This is a genomic window from Natronorubrum aibiense, assembly GCF_009392895.1.
GTDB lineage: Archaea > Halobacteriota > Halobacteria > Halobacteriales > Natrialbaceae > Natronorubrum > Natronorubrum aibiense.
On sequence record NZ_CP045488.1, the window covers coordinates 2258347 to 2281822 of the forward strand.

Annotated in this window: 17 protein-coding genes; 9 read left to right on the plus strand and 8 right to left on the minus strand. The window is 60.7% G+C overall.

From position 1 onward, the window contains the following. Window positions 1-129 precede the first annotated feature (129 nt). Window positions 130-1161: an FkbM family methyltransferase gene (locus GCU68_RS11045; RefSeq protein ID WP_152941598.1), complete on the plus strand. Its 1032-nt coding sequence runs from the start codon at window positions 130-132 to the stop codon at window positions 1159-1161. Window positions 1162-1173: 12 nt separating this feature from the next. On the opposite strand, the gene GCU68_RS11050 is transcribed toward GCU68_RS11045, so the two are convergent. Continuing rightward, window positions 1174-2136 carry a glycosyltransferase gene (locus tag GCU68_RS11050; protein ID WP_152941600.1) on the minus strand — a complete coding sequence of 321 codons (963 nt, stop codon included), beginning with the start codon at window positions 2134-2136 and terminating at the stop codon, window positions 1174-1176. A gap of 255 nt (window positions 2137-2391) precedes the next feature. Here GCU68_RS11050 and GCU68_RS11055 point away from each other — a divergent pair, with 255 nt between their 5' ends. Then, window positions 2392-3381, plus strand: a complete 990-nt coding sequence (locus GCU68_RS11055; RefSeq protein WP_152941602.1) for a glycosyltransferase family 2 protein — start codon at window positions 2392-2394, stop codon at window positions 3379-3381. 14 nt (window positions 3382-3395) lie between these two features. On the opposite strand, the gene GCU68_RS11060 is transcribed toward GCU68_RS11055, so the two are convergent. Further along, complete coding sequence (locus GCU68_RS11060; protein ID WP_152941604.1) at window positions 3396-5231, minus strand: carbamoyltransferase family protein; 1836 nt, start codon at window positions 5229-5231, stop codon at window positions 3396-3398. A gap of 533 nt (window positions 5232-5764) precedes the next feature. On the opposite strand from GCU68_RS11060, the gene GCU68_RS11065 reads away from it, so the two are divergent. After that, window positions 5765-6676: a carboxypeptidase-like regulatory domain-containing protein gene (locus GCU68_RS11065; RefSeq protein ID WP_319633688.1), complete on the plus strand. Its 912-nt coding sequence runs from the start codon at window positions 5765-5767 to the stop codon at window positions 6674-6676. 101 nt (window positions 6677-6777) lie between these two features. Here GCU68_RS11065 and GCU68_RS11070 read toward each other — a convergent pair whose 3' ends face one another. The 3 genes from GCU68_RS11070 to GCU68_RS11080 all read right to left on the minus strand — a co-directional run bounded on the left by GCU68_RS11070 (window position 6778) and on the right by GCU68_RS11080 (window position 10915). Then, window positions 6778-7170, minus strand: coding sequence for a hypothetical protein (locus GCU68_RS11070; RefSeq protein WP_152941608.1), 393 nt, complete (start codon window positions 7168-7170; stop codon window positions 6778-6780). Window positions 7171-7791: 621 nt separating this feature from the next. Continuing rightward, window positions 7792-9600, minus strand: coding sequence for a glutamine--fructose-6-phosphate transaminase (isomerizing) (gene glmS / locus GCU68_RS11075; RefSeq protein ID WP_152941609.1), 1809 nt, complete (start codon window positions 9598-9600; stop codon window positions 7792-7794). Window positions 9601-10255: 655 nt separating this feature from the next. Continuing rightward, window positions 10256-10915: a helix-turn-helix transcriptional regulator gene (locus GCU68_RS11080; RefSeq protein ID WP_152941611.1), complete on the minus strand. Its 660-nt coding sequence runs from the start codon at window positions 10913-10915 to the stop codon at window positions 10256-10258. Window positions 10916-11254: 339 nt separating this feature from the next. Between GCU68_RS11080 and GCU68_RS11085 the strand changes: the two genes are divergently transcribed. From GCU68_RS11085 to GCU68_RS11100, 4 genes are read left to right on the plus strand one after another with little or no spacing between them, the layout of a single operon-like run. Continuing rightward, window positions 11255-12655, plus strand: a complete 1401-nt coding sequence (locus GCU68_RS11085; protein ID WP_152941613.1) for a nucleotide sugar dehydrogenase — start codon at window positions 11255-11257, stop codon at window positions 12653-12655. Between the two features lie 43 nt (window positions 12656-12698). Further along, window positions 12699-13772, plus strand: coding sequence for a DUF354 domain-containing protein (locus GCU68_RS11090; protein WP_152943701.1), 1074 nt, complete (start codon window positions 12699-12701; stop codon window positions 13770-13772). After that, window positions 13769-14731, plus strand: a complete 963-nt coding sequence (locus tag GCU68_RS11095; RefSeq protein WP_152941615.1) for a glycosyltransferase — start codon at window positions 13769-13771, stop codon at window positions 14729-14731. The genes GCU68_RS11090 and GCU68_RS11095 overlap by 4 nt, the downstream gene beginning before the upstream one ends. Then, window positions 14721-16700 (plus strand): hypothetical protein, encoded by a 1980-nt coding sequence (locus GCU68_RS11100; RefSeq protein ID WP_152941617.1) that lies wholly within the window; start codon window positions 14721-14723, stop codon window positions 16698-16700. The genes GCU68_RS11095 and GCU68_RS11100 overlap by 11 nt, the downstream gene beginning before the upstream one ends. Before the next feature lie 838 nt (window positions 16701-17538). Here the strand turns inward: GCU68_RS11100 and GCU68_RS11105 are convergent. Continuing rightward, a complete protein-coding gene (locus GCU68_RS11105) occupies window positions 17539-18528 on the minus strand; it encodes a DUF1616 domain-containing protein (RefSeq protein ID WP_152941619.1) in 990 nt (329 codons plus the stop codon). A 388-nt stretch (window positions 18529-18916) separates the two neighbouring features. On the opposite strand from GCU68_RS11105, the gene GCU68_RS11110 reads away from it, so the two are divergent. Continuing rightward, the gene (locus tag GCU68_RS11110) at window positions 18917-19504 is read left to right on the plus strand and encodes a DUF7344 domain-containing protein (RefSeq protein WP_152941621.1); all 588 of its coding nucleotides are present in this window, start codon (window positions 18917-18919) and stop codon (window positions 19502-19504) included. Between the two features lie 14 nt (window positions 19505-19518). Here the strand turns inward: GCU68_RS11110 and GCU68_RS11115 are convergent, their stop codons facing one another. Together GCU68_RS11115 and GCU68_RS11120 are read right to left on the minus strand one after the other, a co-directional pair. Next, entirely contained in the window at window positions 19519-20061 is a 543-nt protein-coding gene (locus tag GCU68_RS11115) for a hypothetical protein (protein ID WP_152941623.1), read from the minus strand. A 171-nt stretch (window positions 20062-20232) separates the two neighbouring features. Further along, entirely contained in the window at window positions 20233-21924 is a 1692-nt protein-coding gene (locus tag GCU68_RS11120) for an asparagine synthase-related protein (RefSeq protein WP_152941625.1), read from the minus strand. A gap of 216 nt (window positions 21925-22140) precedes the next feature. Between GCU68_RS11120 and GCU68_RS11125 the strand changes: the two genes are divergently transcribed. Beyond that, window positions 22141-23472 (plus strand): polysaccharide deacetylase family protein, encoded by a 1332-nt coding sequence (locus GCU68_RS11125; RefSeq protein WP_152941627.1) that lies wholly within the window; start codon window positions 22141-22143, stop codon window positions 23470-23472. The last annotated feature ends 4 nt before the right edge of the window (window positions 23473-23476 follow it).

Below are 23476 nucleotides of genomic sequence, written 5' to 3' on the forward strand. Positions count from 1 at the left end.
TGTTCTCGATCGATTGGCGTTGCCATCTCACTGCGCGAGAGTCGTCTGCGAACTTATCTACACGCGTGAAATACACCACCACTCACGTATGGGCTCTCGACCGATTCGGCCACTGTCTGTCTCGATCCGATGACTGCAACACGAACACCGGTCAAACAGCTCCGCTCGGCGGTCGGCGACCCGTCGCGTGTCGCTCGCTACCTGCGACTCGAGGGCCGAAAGCTTGGCCGGTTGCTGCGTGCGGGCCGACTCGGTGCCGCCGCCGGGTCGGCCACGGAACTGCTCACTGGACGAAATCCCTACTACGAACACCGGCTCGAGGCGGGACGCTATCAGGTGGTCGACGTCGGCGGACACGAACTGGTCGTCGATACGGCGGACGCCGGCATCTCGCGGACGCTACTCGCCTACGGCGTTCACGAGTACCGCTCGACGGCGGTTTTCGAACGAGAACTCGAACGCCTCGCCGAGGTCGTCGACGGCCCCGTTCACGTCCTCGAGATCGGCGCGAATATCGGCTACTTCTGTACGCTCGAGGCAAGTGTTCTCGGCGAGCGGGCTCGAATCCACGCGATCGAGCCCGTTCCGTCGAACGTCGACTTGCTCGCACACAACCTCGAGCGCAATGGGTACGCCGCGCTCGCAACTGTCGAGCAATTCGCCTTGGGGAACACCGTCGGGACCGTCGAGATGGAATTGAGCACGCACTCGAACCAGCACTGTGTTCGCGACACATCGTCGGCACGCACGACCCGCCGAGACGACCACGAAACAGTCTCCGTCGAGCAAACGACCGGCAACCGATACCTCGCCGAGCGTGCGATCGATCCCGAATCGGTCGCCGTCGTCCGGTTCGACGTCGAGGGCTACGAACGCGACGTCCTCGCGGAGTTGACCGACGTCCTCGAGGCATCCGGGCCGACGCTCGTCTACGTCGAAGTTCATCCACTCGAGTTGTCCGTCGACGCGAAAACGGAACTTGTCGATCGGTTCGAAACGCACGGGTTCGAGGTCGTCTCGGCGGTTCGAACCGACGCCGCGGCCGGTGTCCCCGATGGTCGGCGTTGGCACGGCCTCGAGTGCGACGTCGACGGGTTCGACGATCTCCGACGGGCGATGACCGAGAGTGATCACTCGATTGAACTCATCGTGCGAAAGTAACGCTTCGCGGCGTCAGTGTGGTTGGAGTCGTCGTCGAAGCATCTCCTCGAGCCGACCAACGCCGTTCGAGACGCTCTGTGCGTACGATAGCAGGTAGAATCCGACCTTCTCGCGACGCGACAGCGTCTCCCAGTCGTCGATCGTTCGTAGCTGCTCGAGCCGCGGCGGGAGAAACGGCATCGGATTGAGCGCAAGTGGGAGCCAACTGTCGTACTGGGTGGGATGTAACGTCCGGAGCTGGTAGAGGCCGCGCCCGATCCGACGTGACTTTTGCACGATCGCGTCGGCCGTCGACCGGGCCGGATGGTACATCGTCACCGCCGGGGCGAAGTGGAGTTCCCGACCTGAGTCGCGCACTCGATGGCCGAACTCCCGGTCGCCGCCCGAGACCAGCCGCGAATCGAACGCACCCACGTCGTCGACGACAGATCGACTGACGATCAGACAGCACGTCGGGGCGAACTCGAGAGTTTGGATGAAGTGTTCGATGGGAAAGGCGGTCCGCAGATTGAACCGTTCGGCGAGGGAATCGCGGTCATCCGACGGGATCACCTCCACATTACAGCCCATATACTCGGCGTCGGCTCGCTCGAACGCCGTGATCGCGTCGGCGAGCCACTCGGCGTCGACCAGCATGTCGGCGTCGACGAACGCGAACACGTCACCGCGAGCGTGTGCGATTCCCGTATTCCGTGCCGCGTAGGAACTCTGTACGTCGCTTTCGACCAGAAACGTGACGTGGTCGTGTTCGTCCGCGTACGCCCGCGCGATAGCCGGCGTTTCGTCGGTCGAGTCGTTGTCGACGACCAGAATCTCGTGTGCGTCGTCCGGATACGTCTGCGCCGTCAGCGAGTCGAGCGTGTCTCGAATCCCCGATGGATCGTTGTAGACGGGAACGATCACCGAAACCGTCGGCCACTCGTCCCCGTGCGGTGTCTCTCCCCGTTTGCTATCGTGTGTGCTGTCTGCGGTCATAGTTTGCTGTCATCGGACGTCTGCAATCGATACTCGACGACTCGAGCTATCACATCAAAAGTAGCGACACCTTTCGTCGCGCGACCATCACGGATGCCTGATAGTAACCGGTCCAAAACCGTTTCTAATCCGTCATCGTACCGTGAGAATCAGGCGCACAAATAAGTGGTGGCTGCTGATTGATCCGGACATGTCTCTAGTCGAACGTACTCATGCCGTGCTCTACGCAGTGCGACCGACGGGTGAGTCACGGGGATGACGCTCGTCAGCGTCGTCATCCCGACCTACGATCGACCCGCGTTCATCGAGGGCGCAGTCGAAACGGCACTCTCTCAGACCCACGACGACCTCGAGGTCGTAATCGTCTGTGATCCACCCGTCGAGGAGACGCGGGCCGTCCTCGAGCAGTACGCCGACGACGACCGCGTGCGACCGTTCTACAACGACGAGCGACTCGGAATCGCGGCCAGCCGGAACCGAGCGATCGAACACGCACGCGGCGAGTATATTTGCATTCTCGACGACGACGATCGCTGGGCTCCAGAAAAGGTCGACGCACAACTCTCCGTCATGGCAGACAACCCAAACTGTGGTATCGTCTACACCGGCGGTCTCATCAGACAGGACGGACGAACCGTCGGCTCGTACACGCCGTCGATGCACGGCGATATCTACCCCGACATTCTCGCCGCGTTCGACCTCAAACCGTACTCGAGTCACATGATCCGTGCCGAATGTTTCGAGACGGTCGGAGCGTACGACACCGACTTCGAGTGTGGCGAAGACTGGGACCACACGATTCGCATCGCTCGCGAGTACGACGTCGAGTTCGTCGACGAACCGCTGGTCGTTCGGCAGTTTCACGACGCCAACGTCTCGAATCAACCGGCCGATGACCGGGCCGAGCAGTTCCGACCTGACCTCGACGACGCCGGTGATACCTCGGGCAAGATCTGGTCCAAATACTGTGACGAGATCGAACGGTACCCGACGATCGAGCGACGACTGCGGTACAGCCGTCACGTCACGTACGGCTGGGCGGAGGTTAACCGAAACAACCGCTGGCAAGCATTTCGATACGGCGTGGAAGCCACCAAGTATGGCCCGACGCTCACCAGCGTTGCGATCTGTTTCTTTGCCGTGCTCGGTCCGTTCGCGCTCGATCTCGCCCGGTCCGGCCGCGATTTCGTTGCGAATTCACAGCTCGAGCGATCGCTCGAGACGCAGCCGGAACCGCAACCCTGATTCCCGGCTGCCGATCACTGCACCAGGTGCTCGTCAGGTCGTGATCCCATCGTCCCGTCGCCGCTCGAGGCCGTGTCCGTGACGGCCGAATCCGTAGCCGGTTGGTCGACCCGGTCAGCGCTGTCGATCCACTGAGTCGGTTTCTCGAGGACGTAGTCACCGAGCACGAGCAGATCGAGACCCATACCGTAGAAGTCCTTGACCGCTTCCGTCGGCGTGTTGACGATCGGCTCACCGTGGTCGTTGAACGACGTGTTCAACAACACCGGGACGCCGGTGATGTTCTCGAACGCTGAGAGCAAGCGGTAGTACCGCGGATGTTGGTCCTCACGGACGGTCTGGGGGCGCGTCGAGCCGTCCGCCGGATGGACGACCGCCTCGAGGTCGTCTTGTTTCTCCGGACGGACGTCGAACGCGTCGATCATGAACGGGGCGGGCTGGCCGTCGACGAGGTACTCCTCGGCGGCCTCCTCGAGCATCGACGGAGCGAACGGTCGCCACTCCTCGCGGTGTTTGACAAACCGGTTGACCCTATCGCGCGAGGCGGCGGTTCGCGGATCGGCGAGGATGCTTCGGGCCCCGAGCGCGCGCGGACCGAGTTCCATCCGTCCCTGAAACCAGCCGACGAGCGCGCCGTTTGCGATGCGCTCGGCGACGTACTGCTCTAAGTCGTCGGGCTCGGCGTACGCGATCTTGTTCGTCTGCAGCCGCGATTCGATCTGCTCGCGGTCGTACTCGGGCCCGAAGTAGACCGTCGACAACGGTTCGACCGACGCGGGGTCCTGTCCGATCCAGCCCGCACCGAGTGCGAGGCCGGCGTCGTGGGCGACGGGCTGGACGAACGTGTCCTCGACGACGGTCTCCTCGCGAACCCGCTTGTTGAGTTTACAGTTGAGCGCGACGCCGCCCGCGAGCGCGACGTTCCCGCTTTCGATGACCCCCGAATACGCCTGCACGATATCGAGGACGATCTCCTCGGTGAGTTTCTGTGCCGTATACGCCAAATCCTTCTCCCACTGATCGAAGTCCTCCGGTGACTCCTTTCGCGGGCGATCGAAGGCCTCCTCGAGCAGCTCGACGCCGTGTCCGGTGCCCCAGCGTTTCGTCACGTCAGTCACGTCGTAGTCCGGGCCGACGTCGATGAGGTCGCGCAGCGTCCGCTCTATTTCGGGGTTCTCCTCGCCGTAGGGAGCGAGCCCCATCACTTTTCCTTCGCCGTTGAACATCCGATAGCCCAGATACTCCGTGATAACCGCAAAGAAGAGGCCGAGACTGTTCGGATGGTCGTACGTATGCACGCGCGTCAGCCCAGTTTCGTCGCCGCGCCAGACGACCGTCGAGTCGTACTCGCCTTTCGCGTCGATCGTGACGACGAGCGCCTCGTCGAACCCCGAAGGATGGAACGCGCTGGCGGCGTGACAGCGGTGGTGGGAGCGCAACTCGATCGGCGGCACCGGCGTGTCGATCTCGGCGAGCCGGCGCTCGATCTGTTTCGTCGGGGCCAGTCGACTCTGGGCTTCGGTGACGATCGTGTTCTCGAGCGCGGAGAGCTTTCGCGTCAAGCTGGGGGCGCGGAGGGCGTCAGTGAGATAGTGTGAGCGAATCCGAGATCGGAGGCGGGGATCGTACGGCAGCAGGATCGTCTCGATATCGTCGAACTCGAGGTCGCGGTACTCGAGGCAAGCCTCGATGGCGTTCGTTGGGAACGTGTCCGTGGCGTGTTTCTCGCGCGTCAACCGTTCCTCTTCGATGCCAAAGACTGGCGTTCCACCGTCGAACAGGACGGCACTGGGGTCGTGCTGTCCGTACAGACCGATCGCCGGTTTGAACGCGAGTCGATAGTCACTCATCTTCCCTTCATCTCGCCTCTCGCCGACTGATACTATACTCCCGTTAAACGGCGCACTCGAATGCCCGGAAACTCACAGCGGTAGCTCGATTGTGGGCCGAACTGGTCGCTTCGATCCGACCAACGGCGATCGGTCGAGACACGAACGTGACGAGCGACTGATGGAGTGTGGACGTGCTGTCGACAGTAACACGGACGTACGCGGTCGATATCGGTTCGTGCTGGCAGTCGATCACGGACTGTTCACGTCACAAAAACGGTTTTAACAGCCGTATAGTGAACCACGCCAATGAGAAACTGTCTGGCAATGCAACGAATAGTGTGTGACAACCGCCCGTCGTGGAGTACATAGCCCAGACAACCACCAGCGTTTAGTTTCAGTTTCAGATACCGATTATGCGTCGTAACGCCCGACAACAGCGTTCGGAGACACGATCAATTCAGACAAGTATTCAGATAGTGCTCACTCTCAGCGGAGTAGTACTGTTAGCCGCAGGGTTGCTACTCGCCGCGAGTGGCGGGTCCGTCGGCGGCATGTTCAGTTCAGTCACGGACAGCTGGGACGGGACACAGTCGACTGACGACGAGAGCGACGCCGTCGACTCGAATCCCGACCAGTCCACTGCCGACGACGGTGACGGAGGTACCGAGACGTCCGACGGCACCGGTGGCGATGAGAGTGATGAAACCGGAAGCGATAGCGGTGATGGCGGTGAAACGGACGAAAGCGATAGCACTGCCAGCGACGGGAGCGATGGCGACGACAGTGGCGCGGACAGTAACGACGGCGATGATAGTGACGGGAACGATGGCGATGACAGTGATGCGGACGGAGGTGACGACGGGAGCAACGACAGCGAGACGGACGGGAACGACGGCAGCGACGAGACGAACGACGGCAGCGACGGGACGAACGACGATGACGAGACGCACACACTGACCGCGGTCGTCGAAGACGGCGACGGCGACCCGGTCGACGACGCCACTGTCGAAGTGGACGCCTCCGGATTCACCGAGGACTCGACGGTCGACGACGACGGCGAAGCCGAGTTCGACCTCGAGGACGGCGACTACACCGTGACCGCGTCCGCGGACGGCTACGAGACGGCCGAGACGAACGTCGAGATCGACGGCGCTGACGACACGGTCACGCTGACCATCGAACAAGACGATACCGACGACGGGATGCACACGCTGACCGCCGTCGTCGAAGACGAGGACGGCGACTCGATCGAGGACGCCACTGTCGAAGTCGAAGAGCCCGGATTCTTCTCCTCGAGGACGGTCGACGAGGGAGCCACCGACGACGACGGCGAAGCCGAGTTCGACCTCGAGAACGGCGACTACACCGTGATCGCGTCCGCAGACGGCTACGAGACGGCCGAGACGGACGTCGAGATCGACGGCGATGGCGAGACGGTCTCCCTAACCCTCGTGGAGAACTGATCGGCGCTGGCGGTTCCAATTTTCGCGGTGACGGTACTCGGGGCTCGAGTAACGCGTTTTCCCTCGAGTACAGTAGCCTGTCTCGAATCCGGATCGAGCTCCTACGAAACGGCTCGACGGCCCCGCTGTACGACGCTTCGGAGGAAAAGTAGACTGGCAAGGGCGACACCGCTGAGGAGCGTGAACAACCCGCCCCAGAAGACGCCGCCTGCGGACGACGCGTACAGTGCGTACAGACTCGTCGCTGCGAGCCACAGCGTCATCGCGCCGACGACGCCGACGAGGATCGAATCGACGCCAATCCCTTCACGGAGTGGCTCGAGAAGCGCGACGAGACCGAGCACTCCAGGGACAACCAGTTCCGGGTTGAGTGGGACCGAGCCGACGGTCGGCCACGTCGGATACGGCCGTGGGAACTCGAAAACCGTCACGACGGCGAGCAGGATGACGAGCGCAGCGAGGAGGTGTTGAGTAACACGGAATCGCGAGGACATTCAGCTTATATCTTATATACACGCGCCGTGTCATAACTGTTCGTTCGGTATCAATACCCCGTAGAGTCAGTTCGCCGCCACGGAGCCAGAATAGAGCGTAATCGGAAGCCGGCAGCGACGGCTCGAGACCTGCGATAGTCGCCCCGAACGCGGCGGCCGGCGTCGTTGGCGACGGACATTGCGACGGCTCGAGACCCGTCGGGCGACGGCGCAGTGTGGTTCGTCGGCGGAACCGAGACCTACAGCGAAATGGTTGCGATCTCGTCCGACCCACAGAGCGGGCAGGTCGTGTCGTCGGCTGTGAGCGTCTTCCCGCAGCGGCGACACTCGTAATGAACAGACGGATGTTGAGCCGTTTCCGTGTATTGTTTGATCCAGTCTACGATCATATGGATTCTATGACTGTCGTCGGTCAGTGAATCTCGTTCACTCTCGCGACAAATACTTTGTGTATATTTGTACTATTTTCTGTCCTAGAACTAGATATATATCTAAAATAAAGACATTTATGTAGGTGCATCTGGTTATATGAATTCTTTTACTGAGAAACAGCCTCGCTCTTCGCTGACCTGGAGACGCGAATCGACCGTCTCAATCGACGTTACGAACGGAGCGAATCGATCACTCGACCGTCACGCTCTTGGCGAGGTTACGCGGCTTGTCGATCGGTCGCTCGAGCAGGTCCGCCGCGTGGTAAGAGAGCAGTTGCAACTGGACGTTCGCGAGCAGCCCCGCCCAGACGGGGTGGGTCTCGGGAACCGACAGCTTTGCGTCGGCGACGTCAGCGAGGGGGTTGTCGTCCGGGCCGACGGCGATGATCGGCGCACCACGGGAGTTGGCCTCGATCGCGTTCGTCTTCGTCTTCTCGTCGCCGCTGCCGGTCAACACTGCGATCACAGGCGTTTCGTCGGTCACGAGGGCGAGTGGCCCGTGTTTGAGTTCTCCCGAAGCGAACCCTTCAGCGTGCTCGTAGGTAATCTCCTTGAACTTCAACGCCCCCTCGAGCGCGACGGAGTGCCCGAGTCGACTGCCGATGAAGAAGTACGACTTGCTGTCTAAGGTCTCCTGAGCAAGCGTTTCGGCCGTTGTCGTTTCGAGGACGGTCTCGACGTGCTCCGGGAGGTCCGCGAGGGACTCGAGCATCGCGTCGCGGTCGTCGGCGGGCATCGCATCGGGAACGTCGGCGGCGATCCGCTGGGTGAGCAGCGCGAGCGTGACTGCCTGCGAGGAGTAGGTTTTCGTCGCCGCAACGCCGACCTCTGGACCGGCACGGATGTAGAGCGCGTCGTCGGCCTCACGGGCGACCGTCGACCCGACGACGTTTGTGACGGCGAGCGATCGCGCACCGCGGCCGGTCGCCGTTCGAACTGCATCGAGCGTGTCAGCCGTCTCACCGCTCTGGGTGACGGCGACGACGAGCGTGTTCTCGTCGACCGGCCCCGACGTCGCGTCGTACTCGCTCGCACGGAGGACTTCGGTCGGGATGCCCGCTGCTCGCAACAGTTGGCCGCCGTACATCGCGGCGTGATAGGAGGTTCCACAGGCGACGAACTGAACGGCCTCCACGTCCGCAAACGAGCCAGCCGGCAGCTCTTCGAAGGTGACGTCACCGTCTTCGATTCGACCCTCGATCGTGTTCGCGAGGGCCGTCGGCTGGGAGTGGATCTCCTTTTTCATGTAGTGATCGTACTCGCCTTTCCCTGCATCCTCGGGGTCCCAGTCGACGGTATCGACCGCTCGATCGACCGGCGTGCCCTCAAGGTCGGTGATCCGGTACGAGTCGGGCTCGAGCACGACGAGGTCGCCGTCCTCGAGGTAGATGACCTCGTCGGTGTGATCGAGAAACGCCGGGACGTCGCTGGCGAGGAACCACTCGTCGTCATCCAGGCCGAGCACGAGCGGCGATCCTTTTCGGGCGGCGTACACTGCCTCCTCGCCGTCGACGATCGCGGCGATCGCGTAGCTGCCCTCGAGCGTGTCGACGGCCTGTCGAACCGCCAGTTCGGTGTCACCGGTTTCGTCCCGATACTCGTCGATGAGATGCGGGATGACCTCCGTGTCGGTGTCGCTTTCGAACTCGTGGCCCTTCGCTTTGAGCTCCGTTCTGAGCTCGTCGTAGTTGTCGATGACGCCGTTATGGACGACGGCGACGTCGCCGACGGTGTCCGTGTGTGGGTGGGCGTTCTCGTCCGTCGGTGGCCCGTGGGTGCTCCATCGGGTGTGGCCGATACCCATGTTCCCGTGCGGACGACCGCTCAGCGTCGATTTGAGGTCCGATACCTCGCCCGAACACTTGTGGACCTTGACGCCGGAGCCGTTCTGTACGGCGATGCCAGCCGAGTCGTAGCCGCGGTACTCGAGGTTCTCGAGACCCGACAGTAGCGTCTCTGCTGCGTCGCCGTGACCGATCCGTGCGATGATGCCACACATTACCAGCTCACCTCCGCTCGAGGAGCGGCTGTCGACCACGTCACACCGCCGAACGAACGGGATTGAACGGAACGAACTCCGCTCGTGACGGTCGTCTCCTGTCGGTTCGGGGCGGCTGCCTGTGATGAAGTACGCGTGTATGTCATTGTTGTCACCGACCCGTGGTCGCCGATTACCGGCCGCCGGGTCTCTACTCGCTTCGTATTCGAGACAGCCCATTACTATACCACGAATAAGACAGCCGCTATTGGTTGTGTAATCCCGGATTCGGTTGCAGATCTCGCAACCAAGGTCTTATTCGCAGGACGGAGTGACGGTCGACCGACGCTCGTTCGTTCGATCGAGCACGAGTCGTACGGTCCAATGGTCGTGATCTTATCGGTCGTGCGAGAGCGCAGGGCGGCTGTTTCTTTTCCAGCTCGGATCGGGAAAGCGTACGGAAAACCGTTCATGGACCAAATGAAACGACGCTGTCGTACGGGCAGTCGTGGCGTTCGACGTGCACTCGTCTCGCGGTCGTCAGACACAAAAGCGATGGCCAGAGAACGTGGCCATCAATGGTGCGATTGGTTCGAACCGACGCCGTAGCCGGACAGCAGTTCCGTCCGTCTGTGTGTGCTTCCGGCTGTGCGACGTGGTTCGGAGCGATACGTGCCTACGGAACCGGGTTCTCGACGTCGTCCGATTGCGTCTGCGGCTGTTCGGACAGGATGATGACGTTCTCCCGACCGGCCGATGTCTTCTCGATCATGCCATCGTCGTGCATCTGCGAGCAGATCCTGCTGACTTTCGACTTCGACCAGCCGGTTTTGTCAGCGATCTGATGCTGACGAATGCGACCGTCGTTTGCGACGAGCAGGCGTACGACCATTCCTTCATCGCTCAGCAGTTCCGATGGTGTGTCGGGAGAGAAATATTGATCGTACGATCGGCTTTCGGTGGGTGAGCTGTCGGCCGCTGTTGAGTCAGTCAGTGTCTCGTCCGCGACTGCTGATTCGGCGGCGTCCGCCGACACTGAGAGATGGGAGGCGAGTTCGACGTCTCGTTCCGATAGGGTCTCTGCCAGACGGACACCGACGAGGCCGCCGATCAACAGGAACAGAACCACGATCAGGGCCGCTTCCCAGAGCGTTGCAACACGAAGGAGCGACATCCAAGACAACAGTTCATCGGGCCGATCGCCAGTTCTGCGGATCGTCGATGCGACCGTCTGTCCGTCGAGATGGTAACTCAAAGCCGAGTCACTATCGGACGATATCGTACCGTGAATCGCCCGACGTGCGGTTTTGATTCCGATCTGGGAAGTTGACACCATAGGTTTCGCGGTTCTGATTTACGATCGGTGCGTGCGTGTGCCGACCGCATCGGAACGAGGACGGCGGGTGTCTTCATTATGGATTCGCATAGTCTGGTTTAACAACGGTTTAAACGCTCACAGCGTCGATTTTCCGCGTCTCCTGCATAGCGGGCTGTACCCCACATAGCAACCGGATATCTCGTCAGATGACCGTGCTACAACCGTTTATTCGCGGTATAGTAAACCCCGAACGCCGAATGATACGTTTTGAGGAGTATCCATCAGTTCGGACGATGCATCGAACTGAAGCTACCGTCGCACCCGGTCGTGTGACGGTCTCGAGACACCGTATCATCCATGACCACGACAATCAGCGACACGGAGAAGCAAGAGAACGAACCAGCGAGCGATCAGTACTCACTGCAGACGGATGACGATGGAACCACCATCCGGCACACCGACGAGCAGCCGCCCCGCGAGGCGACGATCTGTGTCGTCGGGCTCGGGTACGTCGGACTCCCGCTCGCAGTCGGATTCGCACAGTCGAACTACCGCGTCGTCGGCTACGACGTCGACGAGTCCACCGTCGAACAGCTCCAGGCCGGCGTCGACACGACCGGTGACCTCTCCGACGAATCAATTCAGGACGGCGATATTTCCTACACCACCGATGCGGCCCAGATCAACGAGGCAGACTACGTCATTATCGCCGTGCCAACGCCGATCGACGACGACGACCACCCCGACCTGAGCTACGTCGAAGACGCGGCGACGACCGTCGGCTCGAAGATGGATCCCGGTACCACCATCGTCCTCGAGTCGACCGTCTACCCTGGCTCGACGCGTGACGTCCTCGTCCCGGCGCTCGAGGACGCCTCCGGCTTGACTGCGGGTGAGGACTTCTTCGTTGGCTACTCGCCCGAACGCGCAACCCCCGGTGACGAAGAACACGGCCTCTCGGACGTCGTCAAGGTCGTCAGCGGACAAAACGAGAAGGTGCTCGAGGACGTGGCGTCCCTCTACGAGTCGATCGTCGATGCAGGCGTCCACCGCGCGCCATCGATCGAAGTCGCCGAGGCGAGCAAGGTCGTCGAGAACACCCAGCGCGACCTCAACATCGCGTTCGTCAACGAACTGTCGATGGCCCTCGAACGCCTCGACGTCGACGGACAGGCGGTCCTCGAGGCCGCGGGCACGAAGTGGAACTTCCACGACTATCGACCCGGCCTGGTCGGTGGCCACTGTATCCCCGTCGACCCGTACTTCCTCGCGTACCGCTCCTCGAAAGAGGGATTCGAACCCGAGCTCATGCAGATGAGCCGGAAGGTAAACGAGTCGGTCCCGGACCACGTCGCCGAGTTAACGATCAAGGCGCTCAACGAGTGCCATAAGACGCTCCGTGACAGTCGCGTGCTGGTGCTCGGACTGGCATACAAGCCGGGCGTCGGGGACGTTCGAAGCTCGAAAGTCGAAGCTGTCATCGACACCCTTCAGGAGTACGACATCGACATCGAAGGCTTCGACCCGTTCGTCGACAACGAGACGATCGAGGCGCAGTTCGGGATCAGCGCCCAGGAACGACTCGAGTTCGAGGCGTTCGACGCCGTCATGCTCGCGACACCACACGCGGAGTTCGAACAACTGGACCTCGAGGCCGTGGCGTCCGAACTCGCCCCGGACCCGGCGTTGATCGACGTAACGGGTGCGCTCGAGGCCGACGAAGCCACCGACGCGGGATTCGTCTACCGCCGGTTATGAGCCACCACAGTCACGCCGTCGCAGGCGCGGAGGTGAAGTGACGATGCGCGTCGTGGTGACGATTCAACACCCCGGCCATGTCCACTTCTTCCGCCACTCGATCGCGGAACTGCGCGCCCGTGGCCACGAGGTACACGTCTTCGCTCGTGAAAGCGACGTGGCGATTGCGCTGCTCGAGGCCTACGACATCGACCACGAGGTGCTGGCCGGCGAGTCGGGATCGTTGCTCTCGCTTGCGACCGTGCAGGCGACCTACGAGTTGCGCCTGCTGGCGCGAGCGCGACGGATCGAGCCGGACGTGATCACGGCCATCGGCGGCGTCGCCGCTGCCCACGTGGCGTCGGTGCTCGGGACGAAGAGCGTCGTCTTCTACGACACCGAACACGCGACGCTCATCACTAAACTCGCCTACCCGTTCGCGGACGTGATCTGTACGCCGTCGTGTTACCGAAGCGAGATCGGGCCGGCCCAGCGGACCTACCCGGGGTATCACGAACTCGCTTATCTCCACCCCGACCGCTTCGAGCCCGACCCGACTGTTCGCGAGGAAGTCTGCCTCGAGCCCGACGAACGGTTCGCCCTCGTTCGACTCAGCAGTTGGGAAGCCTCACACGACGTCGGCCACGGCGGCTTCGACGACCCGCGAGAGGTCATCGATCGACTCGAGGCCGCGGGCTGTTCGGTCCGTCTCACGGCGGAAGGCGAGCCGCCGGCCGACCTCGAGTCCTACCAGTTCACGGCCCCGCCGGAGCGGATGCACGATCTGCTCGCCGCCGCCGACATCGTCGTCAGCGAGGGGGCGACGACCGCCGCCGAGGCTGCGGTGCTCGGCACGCCGGCGATCTACGTGAACCCGGCGTCGCTCGGCTACACGGCCGACCTCGAGTCCGAATACGGGCTGTTGTTCGGGTTCAACGGCCCCGATCGTCACACGCGCGCGCTCGAGAAGACGGATGCGGTTCTCGAGGAGCCCGCCGAGACGTGGACACAGCGACGCGAGCGCCTGCTCGAGGACCGCATCGACGTGACGGAGTTCGTCGTCCAGCAACTCGAGACGGTCGCGGGACCGCAGGCGTCGAACCGATCGCCTTCGTCACCCAATCCAAGCGAATCATGAAGGTCCTTCAAGTGGTCACCTCGCCGCGGCCGTTTTTCGACCAGCAGGTGTCGGCACTCGAGGCTCGCGGTATCGACTGTACCGTCTGCAGCGTTCCCGGCGCACACCGCGGCGATTCGACCCGCTCGCTGACTGACTACGCGCGGTTCTATCCGAAACTGCTCTCGGAACTTCGCTCCGGAGCGTACGATCTGGTGCACGCGAACTACGGACTCGTCGCGCCGTTCGCTCTCGCACAGCCGATTCGGCCGGTCGTTCTGACGCTGTGGGGTACGGATCTGATGAGCGACCACTCGTGGCTGCGCTCGCTCAGCCAGTTCAGCGCCCGCCGCGCGAGCGCGACGGTCGTGCCGAGTCGAACGATGGCGCGCGCGCTCGAGGCCGATCACGAACTGATCCCGTTCGGGGTCGATACGGACCTGTTCAGACCGATGCCGAAAGAGGATGCTCGAGCCCACGTCGGCTGGGAAACCGATCGACCGATCGCGCTCTTTCCGTACGATCCCAGCCGCGACGTGAAAGACTACGACCGCGCTCGTCAGCTCGTCGAGCTCGCCGACGTCGATCTCGAGCTTCGCGCGGTCACCGGCGTCGACCACGATAAAATACCCTACTATATGAACGCAAGCGATGTTCTGCTCGTCACCTCAAAACGGGAGAGTGGACCGATGGTCGTCAAAGAAGCCGCCGCGTGTACCCTGCCGATCGTTTCGACCGACGTCGGATTCGTCCGCGAGACGATCGATGACGTCCGAAACTGCGTCGTCAGCGACGACGACGGCGCGTTGATCGACGGTCTCGAGACGGTCGTCGACTCGGATCGCAGGGCAAACGGCCGCGACGTAATCGACGGCCTCGGTGTCGACGCGCTGGGCGCAGACCTGCACGAACTGTACCGCCGCGTTCTCGACCGAGACGAACCGACTGGCCATCGAACGGGGGTCGAACATGGGGTATAAGTCGCTCTCGGAGTTGCGCCCGCTTCGACTCGATACCGTCGCAGCGATCGGCGGATTGCTGATTGCACTGGTGTTGTTCCCGCTGCGGTTTTTCGCATCACAGCTGTACATCAACACCGTCCCACTCGTACTCGGGACGGCGTGTATCCTGTATCTCGTCACACTGTATCAACAAGACAATACGGACGCGTTCCCGACGCTTCCGTCGACGGTTTCGATGGCACTGCCGGCTGTCGTTCTGAGTGGACTCGCGGGACTCGTCCTCTTGACGGCGATTCAGGGCACGCGGACACCGATTTTCTTCGGCGTAGCGGGCGTCATTGGAACGCTCCTGCTCGGGCAGATCGTGTTCGTGAGCGACCGCGAGTTCACTCCCGGACTCCTCTTGCTCCAGATCGTCCTCTTTGCGTTCGTCTTCCGGGCTACCGCGCTGTACGCGACGACAGGTCACATCGGCATCGACATCTGGACCCACGCAGAGCTTATTCAGGCGATCCTCGAGGAGCAATCCGTCACTGGCATCGCCGACAACAAACACTACGGATCGCCGTTTTACCACCTGTTGGTCGCCGCCTCGTCGCTGCTCTACGACGTCCCGATCCGCGCTGCTCTGTATCTCTCCGTCGGACTCGTAATGCCCGTGTCGGTGTTGCTCGTCTACGCGACCACGAACCTGCTCGTCTCACAGCGGTGGGCCGTGTTGGCGACGGCGCTCTTCGCGCTGGGCAGTCACGTCACGCGATGGGGGCTGCATCTCATCCCCACGAGTCTGGGACTCGTCTTCTTCCTCGGCATGCTGTATGCGTTGATCCGAGTCATGCGAATCGAGTACACGATTCGTGACTTCTCGTTGCTGTTGCTGATGAGCGTCGCCGTCATCCTCACGCATCAGGTGTCGACGTTCATCATGCTCGTGTTGTTGCTCGCGGCGTTTCTCGCCCAGCTCGTCTTCGAGGTCGGTCCTCTCGGGCTCACGCGGTTCGACACGAGCGTCTTCCGGGCGAAAAAGCCGGTTAACCTCGTCGGCCTCGTCGCCTTCAACGTCGGGCTGACGATCTTCGTCTGGTCGCTGACCCCTTACGGACAGCAGTCGTTCCTAGCAACCGTCCTGAGTTTCTTCAGCCAGACGCTCGAGGAGAGTGCCGGCTTCCTCAATCTCGCAAGTTCCTCCTCGTCCGAGCCGGCCGAAGCAGGTGCCGAGGCGGCCCCGACGTTGCTCGAGCAGGTCGTGCCGTACATAGACACGCTCGGCTTCCTGCTCTTGCTCGGGATAACGTTCGTCGGCTGTCTGTACGTCGTCCACAGACGGCGTGCGGAACAATCCGTGTTCACGCTCTTGCTGGCAGCGGCGTTCATGCTGGTGTTCGTGCTTGGCCTGCCGATGTTCGGGATTCGAAACTTCATTCCGACTCGCTGGTTCGCGTTCCTGTTCGCACCGATGGCGATCCTCGGTGCAATCGGCCTGCGGACGCTCAGACAGGGGCTCAAGCCCGAGCTCGTCGCGTCCGTGCTCTTGCTGCTCGTCCTCGTCTATCCGGGGGCGATGGTAGTCGCCGTCGAGAGTAACGCAGATAACCCAGTCTTCGACCAGCAACACGAGCGCCTCGCCTACGACGAATCGGAACTCGCCGCAGTCAAATCGATCGGCGAGCTAACCGGGTCGCCGAGCGGACAGGAGATCCGGCCGGACCAGCAACTCCACACCGACCACCCCTACCAGACGTTGATCAGTCGGACCGGCGCGTATCCGTCGACGACGACAGCGACGGTGCCCGACGATGGCACCGCCGAACACGACTACGTCGTTTATCGGTCGGCACAGTCGACCAGCGCGACGTACTTCAACAACGCCGATGGCCACGGCCGAATCGAGCGAATCTCCCAGTCGCGACTCTGTGGGCCGACACAGGCAACGGTCTACACGAACGGTGACGTGACGATGTGTGCGGCGTCGCCAGCGTCTCGGTAACGCTACTTATTCTCGAGCGGTGGTTTCTCGCCGATCACACGTCAGCGCAACCAGTCTGCAGTAGGGGATCGCTCTGTGTTCCTCGAGTGCGCCACAAAATCGGATCGATCATCCTCGAGTGGCATCCCATACTCATCACCGCTACCGATCGGCTCAAACAGATTACACACGTCCTCGAGTCGGCCGATCGAGTGAAACTGCCCGTCGGCCAGCCCGACCGCCACACCCTGCTGGTGGTGTCACGTGCCACCGGCCTCGCGCGGGCGCAAACACAAGTCGCCAAAACAACACAGCGCCAAAACAACACAGACAGCGACGATTCACCGCTCGCCTCGAGACCGCGAGTGACGAGCCGTGACGCACTCGTGGCCACTGAATGGCCTGCGACAGTCGCTGCGAAAGCGACGCGCTGCGTGTCGTCAGCTGCGTCGCAGTCGGTTTGAACATCGACCATTGCTTCCGATTCGTTTCCACGCCGTGTCGCCTGTCCACACTCGAGTGGCAGTTCTCGCTAGCACGGGCTGTGCAAGGGCTCGTGATGATTCAGCGCGATCACGTGACGACCGTTCGGCCGGGCCGGCCACTCTCTCGAGGGTGCGGGCGATCGTTCCCGCTCAGTGAGCACGCTCTCGAGCGGGTCGATGAGTAGCGAACGACACCTGCGCAGCCACTGCTGACGGGTGCCAATGCCACAGCACAACCGTATCAATCGGTGATCTAGCCATTGTCTGCCAAAGGAGTTCTGTAGTCGGCATCGATCACCGAACAATCATCGCTACAAAAGCCGACAGTGGGGAGTCAGGAGCGAACGTAATCTACGTCGACGCTCCTCCGCCGATTATTCGATCACGATCGGCAGGTGAATCGTTCGATATGCGTTCTCAGCTGTCGGCGTCGCCGGTGGCTCGTCATCGTAGAGCAGGAGTGTCAGTCGAAACTCCTCGCCTTGCATCGTCGGTGTGACCTCGAGTGTCTGCTGCTGTGTGTCGCCGTCAGTGACTGTCACTGACTGTCTGTCCATCTCTGCCGTTTCCTGGACGGTCACGTCGTCACCGTCGTAGCTCACGCGCTCGAGCAGGACGACGGTCGTGTACGTCCGTTCGTCGTGTTCCTGGTTCGTGATCGTTGTCTGCAACTCCTGTGTTTCGCCAGCGGTGTACGTCGCTTCGTACATGGTATCGATGTCACCGGAAACGGGGTCCGTTTCGACCGAAAATTCGGTGAATCCAGCAGACTGTGGTGGATTCGCGACCGCAAACCCACCGCTTGCGACCAACAGGGCCAATGCGATCACGATCGCCACGTTGTACGGTCGAGTGTTCGTCTGCTCGTAGGCAGCGTGTCGTCGTTGGGTGAAAAACAGTCCACCCACCGAAAGCGATGGTGTGAACCGTTGGGCAGGTGGACACCGATAGCGAGATCCGATCGCGACAAGTGATAGCACGACAGTGACCAACGCAATCCCGGAGAGTATCGTCTCGAGCGCCAAACCCCAGGGGGTTACGGACGCGAAAAGGGTAATCGCCGATGCAAGGGCAATACTAAAGACTGCCGACAGGACGAGTCGCTCAACTGTTTCCAATCCGCCAGTCACCAACAACGGATTTCCGAGTCCGGTTTTCTCTTCGTCGAACGACTGGTACTCGTCGTTCGGCTTGTCCGGAAACATGGCTGAGACGAGCGCATAGCCGGGAAAGAAGAGGATAAGTGGAATCGTCAGCAGTATTCTTGCATAGCCTTCTACGCCAGAAAATATTCCGAACGTGAGGCCGCCAGTAATCACGATGACGACTGTGAGATCGAAAAACCACCAGTGATTGTCGCTCATTTTGTCGATCATCGGTCCGGTGACGGTTTATTATCACCCCGGTAAGCCCCGTTCGAACGAGTCGGTCTGACAGCCGTCTGACGCTCATCTATAACATTCTCGACAGTGCGTTGTCTCGAGTCCTATTTGACGGATTTAAACAATCAAGAGAAGCAGAACAGTCGTGAATTGGATCTGATTTTGGAGAACATATTATCCGAGATAGTGAGAAATAAATTCGGGAACTCATTTTGAATATTACCTATTCAATGCCTTAGAGACAGATATACGCAGTTTTGAAATCACCAAAAACGTAATTCTCGCTCGTGAAAATACTGAAAATGAAGATCACTGAAATGTACGGATCCAATCCTTTATTACCCACTTCTGTTTAGGGGAGACTGGTGCGATGAAATCGACACATATCAGCTCGGAACAACAGGATGAGGCAGACACGGGCGGCGAAACAGAGTGTGCTGCCGAAGAGCCTACGTTCTCGAAGGACGAAATCTTTCATCTGCTACAAAACGAACGCCGTCGGTTGGTCCTCAGATATCTTCGCGATAAAGAAGGGCCAGTTCGTATGCGTGACATCGCAGAACAGGTCGCGGCGTGGGAACACGATACGACTGTCGAAAAGCTCACCTCGACACAGCGACAGCGTGTCTACATTCCGCTTTACCAGTCTCATCTGTCGAAGCTCGACGAGGCAGGGATTATCGATTACCAGCAAAACCGTGGTATCGTCGTCCGAAAACCACTGGCTGATCAGGTCGATCAGTATCTGCAGATCGAGCCATCGGCCGAACAGCCGGACGACCAGTCGTCCGATACGGACTGGGACGACTACTACATCAGTGCGACAGTCCTCTGTTATGTCGTCTTGATCGGTGCCGTCATCGAACTACCGTTCCTCTCGCTCCTCTCTGGAATCGCGTTGAGCGCGTCGATTCTCCTGCTCTTTACCGTGTTGACTATCAGTCGTCTTCTCAACTGAGGGCAACTCCCAGTCTATAGAACGCCCGAGACGAGCGAAACCGGATCAATGGCTGTAGAGAAAACGAGCACCGATACAGCGAGCGATGAAACAGCACCCAGTAGAATAAGCATGAAAAACAGTTTGCGCAACGACGCCCACTGAAAACCCGCTGACAGCCGTGATTCTGTGCTCGCATGGGACATTTGACAGTCGATCACACCTTGCTCGGTGTCGAACTCGATATACCCAGACGTATCGAGTTCCGGGAGCCGATCCTGATGAAGTTTTTCGTGAACGGTTGCCCAGGTGTCGATCGGTGGTCGTGCAGGCTGGACTAGCTGATCAGTTACTTCATCAACGGTTGTAGGCGTATGCATCTCGTCTAGAACACCGACGAGTGCAGTATCCGACTCAGGGATGAATTCCGCAGCACGCTCCGCCGTCCCACTCGTCTCTGAGAGATTACTCGGAGGTGAGTAATAGATCGTAACCTCCGAAGGAGTCTCTGCATCCCCCGGCCGCTCCTCGGGTGAATCGTCCGTCGAAGAGCGAAGCCAAGACGGTGTCAGACGCATATTCCATGCTAGAATCCATTGGTATATAAGTATTCTCACGGTTCCATGATTACGGAAGATCTATCTTCGTCTTAGAGCGTTTCGTTCTCGCACTAGACGTGATCCAGAACGTGCAACAAGTGTTAATAGCCTGCTATCTATCAGATCCTGTTACTCTTCGTAAATATGGTATCAGATCGATGACTGTGACAGCCGGGTTTTCGAGTTCGACTTCGGTTGTGGCCCTGACCAGCCCTCGAGCCAGCCCCGAAGGTCAGTGAGTCGCAGTTTGTGTCTGGCTGGCAGTGGATGCACGTGGGGTGTATCAGATAGCAGCTGTTGATCGTATTCGTAGCGATCGAACAGCACCTCTCGTTTCGGCCACGGGGGTTGAAACGACGGGAGAAACGGCGTCTTCCGACGGACAAATCCTTCGACCTCGTTCAACAGCGTGCTATTGTGGGGACGATCAGGCGGTCGGTGGCGCAAAATATCGTGGTCTAACTGCTGACACGCCTCGAGGAACGTCGCAGTCGTTCGGTGAGCCGGCGGTGTTCGAAGGTGCCAGTCGATCAGTTCGCGATCGGTTGCCAGAAACGACGTCAGGAAGTGATCCGACAGGTGGTTGTGAAACGGGATCGACGGCTGGTTGGCGATGCCGACGCATGTAAGGGTATTCTGTACTGTCTGCGCACGCGACCCCCTCGCATCGAACTCGTCGGTAATCGCCTCTCGAACGAACGGCTCCGGATCGGTGTCGAACGACGTTCGCTCGGCGAGGTCGAGACTGGCCTCGAGATCGTACCCAAACTTCTCGAGTAACACGTCGACTGGGTTCGGATCGGGATCGAGTCGGCCGAGCGGAATCCGTTTGTCGAGAACATCGATGGTGTCCTCTGCGGTGAAGTGGCCGCGGAAAAACGTATCACAGAGAAGGCCGTGATACATCGTGTCGACGTGCAGCTCGTCGGTGTAGCCGGCGTGGTGGATGTGAAGCGACTCTTTGATCCCCTGCGAGTAGCGGATTTTGGACTCGTCGGGGCGGAGATATCGCTCGTCCGGCGCAAACGCGGTGTGATCCGAGTCGTACTGGGCAGCGAGCCGTTTCGCACCGTGGACTTCCTGTGCGTCCGGCGACCCGACCGTGTAGCTATGCTCGATATCGGACACCTGTGAGAGGATGATCCGCGAGTCGTACCCAGCCGAAAGGAGCACACCCTTTCGGCCGGGCAGCGACGACCGCCGCCGAAAGGCTCGGTCGAGCCGCTCGGCGAGTTCGGTCGCGTAATCGAACTCCTGTGGCTGGTAGACGAATCGACGGAGCGACTTGATCGAGGTCGCCCTCAGCTGGCTGTCGATCGGAAGGCGCTCGAGTTCTTCGATAGCGGTCTTTTCGCCGAGAACGACGCCCAGATGCAGGAACTCGAGGACGCCGTCTCGGTCGATCGTCGGCTCCGTGATCGTTCGGCCGATCGCGGCGGCGTCCGTTCCGAAGACGCGAACCCCGGGGTCGTCGGTGTAGAAACACTCTCGCGATCGCACCGGGTCCGTGGCGACGACCGCACCGTCGCTTGCCGCGGTGTCGAGGACGGCGAGATACGACCCGTTGAGTGTCGACAGAGCGTCGTCCCCGTCCCTCTCGTACTGTTCGACCAGCCAGCGTGCGGCGTTGGACTCGTCGCCGGGGACGTACACTTCGCCCCAGATGACGCAGATACCCTCCTCGCCAGCGTACCGAGCGCTCCAACCGGGAGTTCCGAGATCGGAATCCCTGATTCCGACCGTGACAGTTGGGCCATCCAGAACCTCGTCGAACTCGTCGCTGGATCGAAATCGGTCGAACGTCTCGATACCGCCAAATACCCCGAAGAGTTCCCTGTTCATCGTCGAAGATCACCGTATCCGAACGAGAAGTGAGCCGCCGACGTCGAGACAGCGGCGCACTCGCATACGCGTTCCTGCTCTCTCCTCCGAGAGAGTCGCCATTAACTATGGCACTGTTAAGCCCCGAATCGCCCGACGAACGCCGGTGTGAGCGGCGTCGTTGCACGACTATCAAATCCATAATAATGGTCGCGCTGTCGAGAGTGTCGGCTACCAATGTCACAGAACCGAACCACGCGGCGACGGGCGCTCGCCCTCATGGGCGGTGCTGGCCTTGCCGGACTGGCCGGCTGTGCTGATCGTCTCGAGTCGGTTACCAACCGCGTCGACGACCAGGTGTCGGCCGGTGGTGACGAGTCGGGCCGCTCGGCGGCTGCGGCGCTCGCTGATGGGGTGCCCCCGCTCGAGACCGAGTACAACAGCAGAGAGCAGTATCGACAGCCGGGAGACTCTTTCGACGATTTCAGCGAACTCGAGGGCTGGGAGGTTACGCAGGGATCCGGCGAAGCGGATACGGACGTCGTTTTCGACGGCGACCAGAGTTTCAAGCTCCAGTCGAACGGCAGCGAGAACATCGTCGCCGAACGCAGCCTCGAGGGTGAGGACCTGACCGGGTTGGATCTATCCTTTGCCGTTCGGACGACAACGCCGCAGAACATCGCAATCAACCTGTGGTTCTTCGACCGGTTCGGAAGCAGCAAGGTACACTCACTCCGAGAGATCACCTACCGAAGCCCCGACGTCGGCTGGTTCCGCTCGAGCCCGGGTGTCTTCGAGCAGAGTCAGTACGAACCGACGATGGACGAACTCGAGACGCTGCGGATAGAGATTCGCCACGATATGGACGAGGCAGAGGTCTGGATCGACGACCTGCGAACCCACGAGAAACCCGATCAGGGGTACGTCATGCTGACCTGGGACGACGGCGACCGCGACTACTACGACGTCGCCTCGCCGCTGCACGACGAGTACGGCTTCCGAACCGTTCAAGCACCGATCCCGAACTGGACGGAACAGGGTCGCGACGGCATCATGTCTGTCTCGGAACTCCAGGAGCGCCAGGAACAAGGCGACCAGATCGTCGTCCACGGCACGCACACGCCGATTCACGAGTACGAAGACGGGGACGAGATGGAGGCGCGACTCCGAGAGGACAAGCAGTGGTACATCGACAACGGGTTCGAAGGGGCCGACTACATCGTCTACCCGCACAACAGTTATAACAAGACGAGCCTCGAGCACAAGACGAACTACCACTACTGCGGCGGCTTCAACCAGTCCGGCAACGTCAACACGACGAACGTCTACGGCTTCGATCCGCTTGCGCTACCGCGAACGATCGGCCACGATCTCGAGATTTCGAAGCGCTGTGTCGACCTCGCCGCAGAGCACAACCAGTGTACGATCCTGAACTTCCATACGTTCGAGGCGAACAACACGATGCCCGAGGACGACTACGAAGCGCTGCTCGCGCATATCGCCGACGCCGACGTCGAAGTCATTACGTTCGACGACCTCTGGGAGATGCGGACCGCCCAGCACTACTAGTCGT

Coding starts and splice junctions, on each gene's coding strand:
- GCU68_RS11115 (WP_152941623.1), bottom strand. CDS start 20,061: ATGCGTCTGACACCGTCTTGGCTTCGCTCTTCGACGGACGATTCACCC.
- GCU68_RS11065 (WP_319633688.1), top strand. CDS start 5,765: ATGTTCAGTTCAGTCACGGACAGCTGGGACGGGACACAGTCGACTGAC.
- GCU68_RS11125 (WP_152941627.1), top strand. CDS start 22,141: ATGTCACAGAACCGAACCACGCGGCGACGGGCGCTCGCCCTCATGGGC.
- GCU68_RS11120 (WP_152941625.1), bottom strand. CDS start 21,924: ATGAACAGGGAACTCTTCGGGGTATTTGGCGGTATCGAGACGTTCGAC.
- GCU68_RS11100 (WP_152941617.1), top strand. CDS start 14,721: ATGGGGTATAAGTCGCTCTCGGAGTTGCGCCCGCTTCGACTCGATACC.
- GCU68_RS11060 (WP_152941604.1), bottom strand. CDS start 5,231: ATGAGTGACTATCGACTCGCGTTCAAACCGGCGATCGGTCTGTACGGA.
- GCU68_RS11110 (WP_152941621.1), top strand. CDS start 18,917: ATGAAATCGACACATATCAGCTCGGAACAACAGGATGAGGCAGACACG.
- GCU68_RS11045 (WP_152941598.1), top strand. CDS start 130: ATGACTGCAACACGAACACCGGTCAAACAGCTCCGCTCGGCGGTCGGC.
- GCU68_RS11085 (WP_152941613.1), top strand. CDS start 11,255: ATGACCACGACAATCAGCGACACGGAGAAGCAAGAGAACGAACCAGCG.
- GCU68_RS11070 (WP_152941608.1), bottom strand. CDS start 7,170: ATGTCCTCGCGATTCCGTGTTACTCAACACCTCCTCGCTGCGCTCGTC.
- glmS (WP_152941609.1), bottom strand. CDS start 9,600: ATGTGTGGCATCATCGCACGGATCGGTCACGGCGACGCAGCAGAGACG.
- GCU68_RS11105 (WP_152941619.1), bottom strand. CDS start 18,528: ATGAGCGACAATCACTGGTGGTTTTTCGATCTCACAGTCGTCATCGTG.
- GCU68_RS11095 (WP_152941615.1), top strand. CDS start 13,769: ATGAAGGTCCTTCAAGTGGTCACCTCGCCGCGGCCGTTTTTCGACCAG.
- GCU68_RS11080 (WP_152941611.1), bottom strand. CDS start 10,915: ATGGTGTCAACTTCCCAGATCGGAATCAAAACCGCACGTCGGGCGATT.
- GCU68_RS11090 (WP_152943701.1), top strand. CDS start 12,699: ATGCGCGTCGTGGTGACGATTCAACACCCCGGCCATGTCCACTTCTTC.
- GCU68_RS11055 (WP_152941602.1), top strand. CDS start 2,392: ATGACGCTCGTCAGCGTCGTCATCCCGACCTACGATCGACCCGCGTTC.
- GCU68_RS11050 (WP_152941600.1), bottom strand. CDS start 2,136: ATGACCGCAGACAGCACACACGATAGCAAACGGGGAGAGACACCGCAC.